The 12,549-nt window shown below is 67.9% G+C and carries 12 protein-coding genes; 10 read left to right on the forward strand and 2 right to left on the reverse strand.

Features of this window, described 5'->3' with window-relative positions:
* Positions 1 to 15 precede the first annotated feature (15 nt).
* Positions 16 to 705 (forward strand): protein-methionine-sulfoxide reductase heme-binding subunit MsrQ, encoded by a 690-nt coding sequence (gene msrQ / locus LGN17_RS31615; RefSeq protein WP_226200882.1) that lies wholly within the window; start codon positions 16 to 18, stop codon positions 703 to 705.
* Positions 706 to 783: 78 nt separating this feature from the next.
* Here the strand turns inward: msrQ and lptM are convergent, their stop codons facing one another.
* Entirely contained in the window at positions 784 to 1,062 is a 279-nt protein-coding gene (gene lptM, locus LGN17_RS31620) for an LPS translocon maturation chaperone LptM (protein ID WP_175957905.1), read from the reverse strand.
* Positions 1,063 to 1,098: 36 nt separating this feature from the next.
* Here lptM and cyaY point away from each other — a divergent pair, with 36 nt between their 5' ends.
* A complete protein-coding gene (cyaY, locus tag LGN17_RS31625) occupies positions 1,099 to 1,428 on the forward strand; it encodes an iron donor protein CyaY (protein ID WP_039366759.1) in 330 nt (109 codons plus the stop codon).
* A gap of 91 nt (positions 1,429 to 1,519) precedes the next feature.
* Here the strand turns inward: cyaY and LGN17_RS31630 are convergent, their stop codons facing one another.
* Entirely contained in the window at positions 1,520 to 3,910 is a 2,391-nt protein-coding gene (locus LGN17_RS31630) for a penicillin-binding protein 1A (protein WP_226200883.1), read from the reverse strand.
* A 220-nt stretch (positions 3,911 to 4,130) separates the two neighbouring features.
* On the opposite strand from LGN17_RS31630, the gene LGN17_RS31635 reads away from it, so the two are divergent.
* The 8 genes from LGN17_RS31635 (at position 4,131) to ugpB (ending at position 12,502) form a co-directional block, all read left to right on the forward strand.
* Positions 4,131 to 5,057, forward strand: a complete 927-nt coding sequence (locus tag LGN17_RS31635; protein WP_226200981.1) for a competence protein ComA — start codon at positions 4,131 to 4,133, stop codon at positions 5,055 to 5,057.
* Positions 5,054 to 5,662 carry a fimbrial protein gene (locus tag LGN17_RS31640; RefSeq protein ID WP_226200884.1) on the forward strand — a complete coding sequence of 203 codons (609 nt, stop codon included), beginning with the start codon at positions 5,054 to 5,056 and terminating at the stop codon, positions 5,660 to 5,662. The genes LGN17_RS31635 and LGN17_RS31640 overlap by 4 nt, the downstream gene beginning before the upstream one ends.
* A complete protein-coding gene (locus LGN17_RS31645; protein ID WP_226200885.1) occupies positions 5,659 to 6,528 on the forward strand; it encodes a pilus assembly protein in 870 nt (289 codons plus the stop codon). Before LGN17_RS31640 ends, LGN17_RS31645 begins: the two co-directional genes overlap by 4 nt.
* Positions 6,525 to 8,156: a type IV pilus secretin PilQ gene (locus LGN17_RS31650; RefSeq protein WP_226200886.1), complete on the forward strand. Its 1,632-nt coding sequence runs from the start codon at positions 6,525 to 6,527 to the stop codon at positions 8,154 to 8,156. Before LGN17_RS31645 ends, LGN17_RS31650 begins: the two co-directional genes overlap by 4 nt.
* Before the next feature lie 40 nt (positions 8,157 to 8,196).
* Positions 8,197 to 8,751: a shikimate kinase AroK gene (gene aroK / locus LGN17_RS31655; protein ID WP_175957917.1), complete on the forward strand. Its 555-nt coding sequence runs from the start codon at positions 8,197 to 8,199 to the stop codon at positions 8,749 to 8,751.
* Positions 8,748 to 9,827, forward strand: coding sequence for a 3-dehydroquinate synthase (gene aroB, locus LGN17_RS31660; protein ID WP_226200887.1), 1,080 nt, complete (start codon positions 8,748 to 8,750; stop codon positions 9,825 to 9,827). Before aroK ends, aroB begins: the two co-directional genes overlap by 4 nt.
* 41 nt (positions 9,828 to 9,868) lie before the next feature.
* Positions 9,869 to 11,077, forward strand: a complete 1,209-nt coding sequence (locus LGN17_RS31665; RefSeq protein ID WP_413227062.1) for a deoxyguanosinetriphosphate triphosphohydrolase — start codon at positions 9,869 to 9,871, stop codon at positions 11,075 to 11,077.
* Positions 11,078 to 11,167: 90 nt separating this feature from the next.
* Positions 11,168 to 12,502, forward strand: a complete 1,335-nt coding sequence (gene ugpB, locus LGN17_RS31670) for a sn-glycerol-3-phosphate ABC transporter substrate-binding protein UgpB (protein WP_226200888.1) — start codon at positions 11,168 to 11,170, stop codon at positions 12,500 to 12,502.
* The last annotated feature ends 47 nt before the right edge of the window (positions 12,503 to 12,549 follow it).

Below are 12,549 nucleotides of genomic sequence, written 5' to 3' on the forward strand. Positions count from 1 at the left end.
GCGATGAGAAACGACATGCCCCCTTCGACGCTGGCCCAGGTGCCCACCGCCGGCGCGGGCCCGGCAGCACGTGCCGCACGGCGCGGCGCGGTCCGTCCCGCCGCCGCGCCGCGCTGGCTCGCACCGGCCAAGGTGCTGGTTTTCGCGGCCGGCCTTTATCCGCTCGCGCGTCTCGTGCTGTTCGGGCTGACCGACCGGCTCGGCGCGAATCCGATCGAGTTCATCACGCGCTCGACGGGTCTCTGGACGCTCGTGATGCTTTGCGTCACGCTCGCCGTCACGCCGCTTCGGCGCATGACGGGGTTCACCGCGCTGCTGCGCTTTCGCCGGATGATCGGGCTGTTCGCGTTCTTTTACGCGACGCTGCATTTCACGACCTATCTGTGGTTCGACAAGTGGTTTGACGTCGTCGCGATCCTGAAGGATGTCGGCAAGCGCCCGTTCATCACGGTCGGGTTCGCCGCATTCGTGCTGCTGATTCCGCTCGCGGCAACCTCGCCGCGTGCCATGGCGCGCCGGCTCGGCCGCCACTGGGCGACGTTGCACAGCGCGATCTATGCGATCGTGCTGTTCGGCCTGCTGCACTTCTGGTGGATGAGGGCCGGCAAGCACAATCTCGCGCAGCCGAGGCTTTATGCGGCAATCGTGGCCGCGCTGCTCGGCTGGCGGCTCATTGCATGGGGATGGCGGCGCGTGCGTGCGTGACGGTGCAGCCTGAAAGAACAAAAGGCGATGACCGGGAAGTCATCGCCTCGTTTCGTGGGCCGTGCAGGCGGCGCGTGGTTACTTCGCGACGGCCGGGCTCGACGCCGGTGCGGGCAGGGTCGATGCCCCGCTCGACAATTCGGGTGACAGCGTGAGCGGCGTGCCGGACGAATCGGGCACACTGTCGGACGACGCGTTTTCATCGGTCGGCTTCACGTCCGACGGCGGCGTGTCCTGCTGCTGGAGTGGCTTGGGCATCGGAGGCACGGTGGGCAGATAGAGCGCGCCGCTTTGACCGCAGCCGGCAAGAATCGCCAAAGCCGCTACAATCGCGCTCATCCGGAAAACGACTCGCATGATCGTCCCTGAACAATTGAACCGATAGAGTTTAGCATGTCCGATACCGAATACCTGACCCGTGCCGAGGCCGTGCTGGCGGCCGTCGAGCGTACCGTCGACGACGCCAACGACGGCGATCACGACATCGATCTGGAGCGCAACGGCAGCGTCCTGACGCTGACGTTCGAGAACGGCTCGAAGATCATCGTCAACCTGCAGCCGCCGATGAAGGAGGTGTGGATTGCCGCGAAGGCGGGCGGTTTCCACTACCGTTTCATCGACGGCGAATGGCGCGATACACGCACGGGCACCGAGTTTTTCTCGGCGCTCACCGAATATGCGACGCAGCAGGCCGGCCTGCCGATCACGTTCAGCGCGCCGTAACAGCCCAGCTCGAAGCCGGGGCCGTGCCCCGACGCGTCGTACCAAAGAAAAAGCGCCCCGCAGGGCGCTTTTTTCATGTCCGGGCCGGTGGTCAGTGCGCGAACAGGTTCATGATGTCCTGCTTTTCCTGCTCGTCGACGTGCGGCACGGTGGCGTCGACGTTCTGCGCGGCCGGGGCCTGCGGCACGCCAACCGTCGACACGAAGCCGTGACCGGGCGTGAACTCGGTGAAGTACAACTCGCCGCCAAGCGACTCGACGCCGTCAGGCACCGTCGGCTTGAACTCGGGCACGCCCTTCAGCGCGGCGCCCATGTAGTCGATCCAGACCGGCAGCGACAGGCCGCCACCCGTTTCGCGATCGCCGAGGCTGCGCGGATTGTCGTAGCCGATCCACGCGATCGCGGCGAGCGTGTGCTGGTAGCCGGCGAACCACGCATCGTGCGAGTCGTTCGTCGTGCCGGTCTTGCCCGCGAGGTCGGTGCGCTTCAGCACGTTGGTCCGGGCGCCCGTGCCGCGCTGCGCGACGCTCTGCAGCAGGCTGTTCATCACATATGCGTTGCGCGCGTCGATCGCGCGCGGCGCATTCTGCTCGGCGACGAGCGGCTGCGCGCGCACGACGATCGCGCCGTTCGGATCGGTGACTTCGGCGATCAGGTACGGATTGACGCGGTAGCCGCCGTTCGCGAAGACCGAGTACGCCCCCGCCATCTGCAACGGCGTGACCTGGCCCGCGCCGAGTGCCATCGGCAGGTAGGCCGGATGACGTTCGGCGTCGAAGCCGAAGCGCGTGATGTACTGCTGCGCGTACTTCGTGCCGATGTGGTTCAGGATCCGGATCGACACGAGGTTGCGCGAGCGCTGCAGCGCGGTGCGCATCGACATCGGGCCTTCGAAGCCGCCACCGTAGTTCTTCGGTTCCCACGGCTGGCCGCCCGTTTCGGCCGCGCTGAAATACAGCGGGCCGTCGTTGATCACGGTTGCCGGCCCGAGGCCCTTGTCGAGCGACGCCGAATAGATGAACGGCTTGAACGACGAACCCGGCTGCCGCCATGCCTGCGTGACGTGGTTGAACTTGTTCTTGTTGTAGTCGAAGCCGCCGACGAGCGAGCGGATCGCGCCGTCCTGCGGGACGATCGACAGGAACGCCCCCTCGACCTGCGGCAACTGCGTGATCGACCATGTGCCGGTGTCGTTCTTGACGACGCGGACGATCGCACCCGGGCGGATGCGACGATTCGGCTGCGCGTTGGCCGACAGCGCGCCCGACGCGAAGCGCAGGTTGTCGCCTTCGATCGTCGCATTGCTGCCGTCGATGAACGCAACCGTGATCTGGCGCGGACTGGCGGCCGTGACGACCGCGGCAATCAGCTCACCGTTGTCGGGGTGTTCCAGCAGCGCATCGTCGATCGCCTGTTCGCGGTCGTCGGCACCGGCCGGCAGCTCGATGAAGCCTTCCGGCCCCCGATAGCCGTGCCGGCGTTCGTAATCCATGATGCCCTTGCGCAGCGCGGTGTACGCGACCTGCTGGTCCGCGGAGTCGATCGTCGTGACGACGTTGAAGCCGCGTGTGTAGGTTTCCTCACGGTACTGCGCGTACATCATTTGCCGGACCATTTCCGCGACGTACTCTGCATGCACGCTGAAATCGCGGCCCGGACCCTTGACGACGAGCGGCTGCGCGACGGCCTCGTCGTACTGCTCGCGCGAGATGAAGTTCAGTTCGAGCATCCGTTGCAGGATGTATTCCTGGCGCACCTTCGCGCGCTTCGGGTTCACGACCGGGTTGTACGCGGACGGCGCCTTCGGCAGCCCCGCGAGCATCGCCGCTTCGGCGAGCGTGATGTCCTTCAGGTCCTTGCCGAAGTAGACCCGCGCGGCGCTCGCGAAGCCATACGCGCGCTGGCCGAGATAGATCTGATTCATGTAGACCTCGAGAATCTGATCCTTCGTCAGCGCACGCTCGATCCGGTACGCGAGCAGCATCTCGTAGATCTTGCGCGTGTAGGTCTTCTCGCTCGACAGGAAGAAGTTGCGCGCGACCTGCATCGTGATCGTGCTCGCCCCCTGCGATGCATGGCCGTTCGTCAGCGCGACGAAGCCGGCGCGGACGATGCCGGTGAGGTCCACGCCGCCGTGATCGTAGAAGCGCGCGTCTTCGATCGCCAGGATCGCTTTCTTCAGCGAGTCGGGCACGTCCTTGAAATGGACGACGTCGCGGCGTTCCTCACCGAATTCGCCGATCAGGACGTGATCGGACGTATAGATGCGCAGCGGCACCTTCGGCCGATAGTCGGTCAGCGCGTCGAGCGACGGCATGTTCGGCCACGCAACGACGAGCGCGTAGCCGAGCACGAGGCCGCCGGCCACGACGAGCGCCACGCACATCGTGGCGAATCCGAGCAGGACTTTTTGCCACCAGGGACGCTTCTTCGGCTCCGGGGCAGGAGGCGGGGACGTAGGAGTCGTGGATTGCATAGGCATACCGGAAAACAGTCCCGCGATTATAGCCGCCCGGTAAGACCGGTCCTGACGCGGGGGCCGCCCGCCGGGAAGACGCGGCTTGGCGCACTTCCAGCATAGCCCGCGCGAGGCCGTCGCGAGCGGATGCTGGCCGTTAGGCCGACTGTCGGCCGCCCGCGCCGCTTTGCAGAATCAGGTCTCGGAAACGCGGCACGGGTCGCGACGATTTCGGGAGGCTGGGATGGCGGGACGATGGGGAGCGCGGCTTGCGCGGGGCGGGCACCGGTCGACGGGAATCGACGTCGGTGCGGACGAGGTGAGGGTGGTCGTGCTGAGCCGGCGCGGCCGGGGCGCTCAGGTGTACGTCGAGGGGCTCGAACGGGAGCCGGTCGGGTTGGCGGGCGGGCCTGAGGATGCGCGCTGGGCGGCGGTCGCGCGTGCGCTGGCCGCGGCCGTGTCGAGACTGTCGGCGGCCGGCGTGCGGTGCGACGCGCGTGGCGTGATGGCGTTGCACGATGACGAGATGCGCACCGCGACGCTTGATCTGGCCGGGCGGGACGACATCGAGGACGCCGCGCGGCAGGCGGCCGAACGCATCTCGGGGCTGGCGCCGGACGGTTTCGCGTTCGACTGGCGGCAGGATGGCGGAGCGGGGTCGGGCGAGATCGAGATTGCCGTGGCCCCGCTGGCGCTGCTCGAACGGCGGATCGACGTAGCCGCGCAGGCCGGTGTCGACCTGACGGTAGTCGACGGCGAGTCGGCCGCGGCGCTGCGTGCGTTGCGCTACGCCGCGCAAATCGAACCCGACGCGCAGGCGGGGCCCTGCGCGGCACTCTGGTTTCATGACTCGGGCGTGCACGGCTGGCGCATCGACGGCCCGTTGGCCGTACCGGTGCTGACGCTGTCCGGCGCCGTGCCGGGGGCGATTTCCGATGCATTGCGCAGGCGCTCGCTCGGGGCCTTGTGTTGCGTACTCGTGGCCGGAGACGAGCGGTGCATCACCCGTTTCGATACGTCCGTCGCCGAGATCGGCGACGTACTCGGCGCGGTTGCGGTGCCGTTCGACTGCACGGGCTGGAACGGGCAAGCGTGCCCGCCCGCCTGCAGGCCGGGCGGCCCGGCTTGGGCTGTCGCGTTCGGGCTGGCATTGCGCGGGGCGTGGGAATGACGGTCCGTCATGCGGGGCCGGGGGGCTTCAACCTGCTGCCCTACCGCGAGCGGCTGGCGCAGGCGTTGCGACGTCGTCGCGCCCTGCAGTGCGGTGCGGCGATTCTGCTCGGCGTGCTCGGCGCCGGCCTGTGGACGGGCGCCGCCGCCGGGGCGCGGTGGCGTGTGGATACCGAGCGCGCAAGCGTGGAGGCACGGCTGCGGCAGTTGCAGCCGCAGGTGGGCGCCGCGACGCGCGCTGCCAATGCAGCGGCCGTTGCCTCGCAGCGTGACGCGCAGGCGGACGCGCTTGCCGCTCCCTACCGGCACGTCGCGGGGCTGCTGGCCATGTTGGCGGAGGTGCGCGACGGCACCGTGCGGCTCGACGCGCTGCGCACGACGTCGGCCGGTGCCGTGCTCGATGCACGCGCCGCGAGCTACCGGGCGGCCGCGCGATGGCTCGCCGGGATGGCGCGCGAGCAGCGTGGCTGGCGGATCGACATCGATGCGTTGAAGCCTGCCTCGGATGCGCCTGTCGCGACGGGCGGGATGCCTTTCCGGTTCTCGGTTCAACTGCGCTGGCACGACGCGATGCCGCCTGGAAAAGCCCCGGGAGGTGGCGCATGACGGCGGCGCTCGCGCATCGGCCCGCACGGCGTGGCGATGAATGGCTGGGGGGCATGCGGCGCGTGTCGCCGGCTGCTGTACACATCGCGGGCTGCATGCTCGCGTTCGCGGCCGTGCTGGCGGGCGGCATTCATCTGGCGAATGCTGCCGACTGGAGCGGGCTTGCGCACAGCCGCGCGTTGCTGGCGGCGGCGCAGATGCGTGAGGCCGACGCGCAGCGTGTTCTGACGGCGGCTGCCCGGCAACGCGACGGGCATCCGGCGGCGGCACGCGGCGATCGCTCGTCGCAGGCGCCGGAGTGGGCCGCGTTGATGCTGGAACTGGCGGATCGCGCCGCGTCGAGCGGGCTGCTCGGCGTATCGATCGAGCCGTTGCGTACCGATGGTGCGGGTCCGGACGGCCGGCGCACGGTGCGCATCGTCGCGGATGGCGGCTTTCGCGCATTGCTGCAGATGGTCGGCGGCCTGGCGCGTTTCCCGGTGCTGGCGGTGCCGACCGCGCTGCGTGTCGAACGGGCAAAGGAGGCCGCGCGCGTGGAAATGTCTGTCGACGTGTTTCCGGGGTTGGCGGCGGTAATGTCCACGGGCGGAGAGGCGCCGGTTCTGGCCGATGCGTCCGGTGCCGATCCGTTCGGCGAGGCTGATTCGTCTGATGTGGCGGCAGCGGCTGCTCGCCTGGCCGGCACGATCCGCGATGGGCGCACCGGTCTCGCGTTGTTCGACGACGGTGACGGCGCGTTCACGGCCGTGGTGCCCGGCGAAACCCTCGGGGCAGCGCGAGTGGTGCGAGTCGATCCCGTTGCCGTGACGCTCGCGACGGCGGACGGCGCATACCGAGTTACCCTGAACGAACGGAGGCGGCCATGATGAAACCCGGATGTCGGGCACTTGCCGTCTGGGCCGGATTGAGTGCGGCCGGTGCAAGCGCCGCGTTGCCGCCGCTGCCGGCCGTCTGGCCCGCAGCATCGACGGATACGCCGGTGCCGGGCCTGCCGCTGCCGCAAGGTGCGGTGGACGGTGCGGACAACACCGTATCGGCGGCGGGCGGCCAGTCGCCGTTCGACCAGGCGGCTCGCGCGGCGCTTCAGGCGGAGGCCGCTACCCCGGCACCCGGGCTGGAGGGGCCGCCGATCCCGCTGGCGCCGCCGGCCCGGATGGCCGACGCTGCTGCCCGACACCCGGGCGATGCGGACGACGCACGGCGGATCTCGCTGAACCTGCAGGGTGCGGGGCTCGCGGCCGCATTCGACGCGTTCGCCAGGTTCACCGGACTCAATATCGTCGTCGGCGAGCAGGTGCGTGGCACCGTCACGTTGCGTCTGAACAATGTGCCTTGGCGCGATGCCTTTGACACGCTGCTCGATACGCACGGGCTCGCGATGTCCCGGCGGGGCAACGTGATATGGGTCACGCCGGCGGCCGAGCTGGCCGCGCGCGAACGCGAGCGCTTCGAAATGCACGCGCGGGCCGCCGATCTGGAGCCGCTTGCGAGCCGTACGTTCGCGCTGCACTACCCGCGTGCGCAGGACGTGCAACGGCTGCTGGCCGGCGCGACCGGCCAGCGCCTGCTGTCGAAGCGCGGCGCCGCGGCGGCCGATCCGCGCACGAACCTGCTGTTCGTCACCGATCTCGCGCCGCGTCTCGGCCAGATCGCGAGCCTGATCGATGCGATCGACCGGCCGTCGCGGCAGGTCCGGATCGAGGCCCGCATCGTCGAGGGCGAGCAGGGTTTTTCGCGCAATTTAGGCGCACGCGTCGCGCTGCGGGCGCAGGAGCGGCCGCCGTCGGGCGAGAGCGGCACGTTCACGACCGGCGCGCGCAACGCGCTCGACCTTGCCGCGCGGCCGCTCGGCGGCTTCGAAGCGGCAACCGCCGGCTTCACGCTGTTCGCCGCGCCGCTCAGCCGCGTGCTCGATGTCGAACTGAGCGCGCTCGAGGCGCAGGGGCGGGGCCAGATCGTTTCGAGCCCGCGCGTGGTGACCGCCGATCGCGTCAAGGCCATCGTGGAACAGGGTTCGGAGCTGCCATACCAGGCGAAGGTCGGCAACGGCGTGAGCGGCGTGCAGTTCCGCCGGGCGACGCTCAAGCTCGAGGTCGAGCCGCAGATCACGCCGGACGGGCGCGTGGTGCTCGACCTGGACGTGACGAAGGACAGCATCGGCGAGCCGACGGCGGCCGGTCCGGCGATTCATACAAAGCACGTCCAGACGCGAGTCGAGGTCGAGAATGGCGGGACGGTCGCGATCGGCGGGATCTATGAGCAGTTGAACCGGAACGATGTGACGCGCGTGCCGCTCTTGGGCAAAATACCGTTTTTGGGCGCGCTTTTCCGGCATCGCGCGCAGCGCGACCAGCGCAGCGAACTGGTCGTCTTCATCACGCCGACCGTCGTCGATGCGCGCTGCGATGCGCGCGGTGCGGGCGGCGCGGATGGCGAAAAAACGGGGCCGGAAGCCGCCGGCGCAGGCTCGACAAGGCAGCCGCTTTGCCAGTAAGCTGCGCCACACACCAGCAAGATTGAAGCAGAGGAAGCCGTTGCAAGCGCGGGACCCACATGCAAACGTATTTTTCGTCGGCCTTATGGGAGCGGGTAAGACCACCGTGGGCCGTGCGGTCGCGCGTCGTCTCGACAGGACGTTCTTCGACTCCGACCACGAAATCGAGGCCCGCACGGGCGCACGCATTCCGGTGATCTTCGAGCTGGAGGGCGAGGCCGGGTTTCGCGATCGCGAAACGCAGGTGATCGCCGATCTCACGCAGCGCGAGAACATCGTGCTCGCGACGGGCGGCGGCGCGGTGCTGCGCCCGGAAAACCGCGACTGCCTGAAAAGCCACGGCATCGTCGTCTACCTGCGCGCCAATCCGCACGATCTGTGGCTGCGCACGCGCAAGGACAAGAACCGCCCGTTGCTGCAGACCGAAGATCCGAAAGGGCGTCTCGAAGCGCTCTACGAGGTACGCGATCCGCTGTACCGCGAATGCGCGGATTTCGTCATCGAGACCGGCCGTCCGTCGGTCAACGGTCTCGTCAACATGGTGTTGATGCAACTCGAACTGGCGGGCGTCATCGCCAAGCCGCTACAAGCATGATTACTGTCAACGTCGATCTGGGCGACCGCGCCTATCCGATTCACATTGGCGCCGGCCTGATCGGCCGCGCCGAACTGTTCGCGCCTCATATCAAGGGCTCGTCCGTCACGATCGTCACGAACACGACGGTCGATCCGCTCTACGGCGACGCGCTGCGCGCGGCGCTTGCGCCGCTCGGCAAGCGCGTATCGACGGTCGTGCTGCCGGACGGCGAGGCGTACAAGAACTGGGAAACGCTGAACCTGATCTTCGACGGCCTGCTGACCGACCGCGCGGACCGCAAGACGACCCTCGTCGCGCTTGGCGGCGGCGTGATCGGCGACATGACGGGCTTTGCGGCCGCGTGCTACATGCGCGGCGTGCCGTTCATCCAGGTGCCGACGACGCTGCTGTCGCAGGTCGACTCGTCGGTCGGCGGCAAGACGGGCATCAACCACCCGCTCGGCAAGAACATGATCGGTGCGTTCTACCAGCCGCAGGCAGTGATCGCCGACATTGGCGCGCTGACGACCCTGCCCGATCGCGAACTGGCGGCCGGCGTCGCCGAGATCATCAAGACCGGCGCGATCGCCGATGCTGAATTCTTCGACTGGATCGAGGCGAACGTCGACGCGCTCAACCGTCGCGACCCGGCTACGCTCGCACATGCGGTGAAGCGCTCGTGCGAGATCAAGGCGAGCGTGGTGGCGGCCGACGAACGCGAAGGCGGCCTGCGCGCGATCCTGAACTTCGGCCACACGTTCGGCCATGCGATCGAGGCCGGGCTCGGCTACGGCGAGTGGCTGCACGGCGAGGCGGTCGGCTGCGGGATGGTGATGGCGGGTGACCTGTCGGTGCGGCTCGGCCTGCTCGACGAAGCGTCGCGGCAGCGCCTCGATGCGGTGATCGCGGCCGCGCACCTGCCGACCCGCGGGCCCGCGCTCGGCAACGCGCGCTACATGGACCTGATGCGCGTCGACAAGAAGGCCGAGGCCGGTGCGATCAAGTTCATCCTGCTGAAGCGATTCGGCGATACGTTGATCACGCAGGCGCCGGACGAGGCCGTGTCCGCTACACTGGCACAAACGACCCGCTAACGGCCGCCCGGATGCCCTGGCGCCCCTGACCTGGAGGAGACGTGAGCGAGACATCCAGCAGCACACTGCCCGAAGCCGGCCGCGCATCCGCTGCGCCGGTGGCCGAGCCGCCGACTTTGGCGGCGCTGGAAGCCCATCTCGCTCCGTATGCCGCACACGCATCGCAGTCGCGCGGCCGCCGCCATCCGGAAACACCGCCGGCGGCGCGCACCGAATTCCAGCGTGACCGCGATCGCATCGTTCATTCGACCGCGTTTCGCCGTCTCGAATACAAGACGCAGGTCTTCGTCAATCACGAAGGCGACCTGTTCCGCACCCGCCTCACACACAGTCTCGAAGTCGCGCAGATCGCGCGCTCGGTCGCGCGCAACCTGCGCCTGAACGAGGATCTCGTCGAGGCGATCTCGCTCGCGCATGATCTCGGCCATACGCCGTTCGGCCATGCCGGGCAGGACGCACTGAATGCCTGCATGCGCGAGCATGGCGGTTTCGAGCATAACCTGCAGAGCCTGGCAGTCGTCGACGAGCTCGAGGAGCACTACGGCGCGTTCAACGGGCTGAACCTGTGCTTCGAAACGCGCGAAGGCATCCTGAAGCACTGCTCGCGCGAGAATGCGCGCAAGCTCGGCGCGCTCGGCGAGCGCTTCCTGCAGGGCCGCCAGCCGTCGCTCGAAGCGCAGCTCGCCAACATCGCGGACGAGATCGCGTACAACAACCACGATGTCGACGACGGCCTGCGTTCCGGCCTGATCACGATCGAGCAACTCGCGGAAGTCGAACTGTGGCAGCGCCACTACGAGGCGGCGCTCGCCGAATTCCCGCACCTCGAAGGCCGCCGTCTCGTGCACGAGACGGTGCGCCGCATCATCAACACGCTGATCGTCGACCTGATCGACGAGACCACGCGCAATCTCGTGCGCGTCGCGCCCGCGTCGCTCGATGACGTGCGCGCCGCGCCGCCGCTCGTGTCGCACAGCGAGACGGTTGCTGCGCAGGCGGCCGCCCTCAAGCGTTTCCTCTTCAAGAACCTCTATCGCCACTACAAGGTCATGCGCATGGCGAGCAAGGCGCAGCGCGTCGTCACCGGGCTGTTCGATGCGTTCATCGACGATCCGCGCCTGCTGCCGCCGCCGTACCAGTCCGACGACACCGCGCAGCAGCCGCGCCTCGTCGCGCACTACATCGCCGGCATGACCGACCGCTTCGCGCTGAAGGAGTATCAGCGCCTGTTCGTCATCAACGACAACTGACTGTCACAAACGATCACTAGACTTCGCCGGTTCAATGGCGACGGGAATGTTGCACACGCTGTTGGTAACGTTTTCATAGGAGAGAGGTCGATGAAGAAGAAGCCTGCGGGGACACTGGTTCGTTCTATCGCGCTCGGCGGCGCGCTGATATTCGGGGTGCAGCACGTGGCGCTCGCCGCGACGGAAATCCAGTTCTGGCACGCGATGGAAGCCGCGCTCGGCGAGCGGGTCAACGCGATTGCCGACCAGTTCAATGCGTCGCAGAGCGACTACAAGATCGTGCCGGTCTTCAAGGGCACCTACGACCAGGCACTCGCGGCCGGCATCGCGGCCTATCGCAGCGGCAACGCGCCGGCGATCCTCCAGGTCTATGAAGTCGGCACGGCCACGATGATGCAGGCGAAGAAGGCCGTCGTTCCTGTCTACGACGTGTTCAAGCAGGCCGGCGTGCCGCTCGACGAAAAGGGGTTCGTGCCGACCATCGCGAGCTACTACAGCGACGCGAAGACGGGCCACCTCGTATCGATGCCGTTCAACAGCTCGACGCCGGTGCTGTACTACAACAAGGACGCGTTCAAAAAGGCCGGGCTCGACCCGAACCAGCCGCCGAAGACGTGGGCCGACGTGAAGGCCGACGCCGAGAAGCTGCGCAAGTCGGGGATGGCATGCGGCTTCACGACCGGCTGGCAGGGCTGGATCCAGCTCGAGAACTACAGTGCGTGGCACGGGCTGCCGTTCGCGAGCCGCAACAACGGCTTCGACGGCACCGACGCGGTGCTCGAATTCAACAAGCCGCAGCAGATCGCGCACATCTCGTTCCTGCAGCAGATGGCGAAGGACGGCACGTTCACTTACGCGGGCCGCAAGGATGAAGCGTCGGCGAAGTTCTACAGCGGCGACTGCGGGATCATGACGACGTCGTCGGGCGCGCTCGCGAACGTGCAGAAGTTCGCGAAGTTCAGCTACGGCACGGGCATGATGCCGTACGACGCGAACGTGAAGGGCGCGCCGCAGAATGCCATCATCGGCGGCGCGAGCCTGTGGGTGCTGGCCGGCAAGGATCCGGCGACCTACAAGGGCGTCGCGAAATTCCTCGCGTACCTGGCCTCGCCGGCGGTCGCCGCGAAGTGGCACCAGGACACGGGCTACCTGCCGGTGACGACCGCGGCGTACGACCTCACGCGCCAGCAGGGCTTCTACGCGAAGAACCCGAGCGCCGAAACCGCGATCAAGCAGATGCTGAACAAGCCGCCGCTGCCGTACACGAAGGGGCTGCGTCTGGGCAACATGCCGCAGATCCGCACGGTGGTCGACGAGGAGTTCGAACAGGTCTGGGCGCAGAAGAAGTCGCCGAAGGACGCGCTCGATTCGGCCGCGTCGCGCGGCGACGAACTGCTGCGCCGCTTCGAGAAGTCGGGCGGCTGAGCCTGCATCGCTTCGTGCCGCCGGTCGCGTCGCCTCCCGTACGGATG

Source organism: Burkholderia sp. AU30280, assembly GCF_020420125.1.
Lineage (GTDB): Bacteria > Pseudomonadota > Gammaproteobacteria > Burkholderiales > Burkholderiaceae > Burkholderia.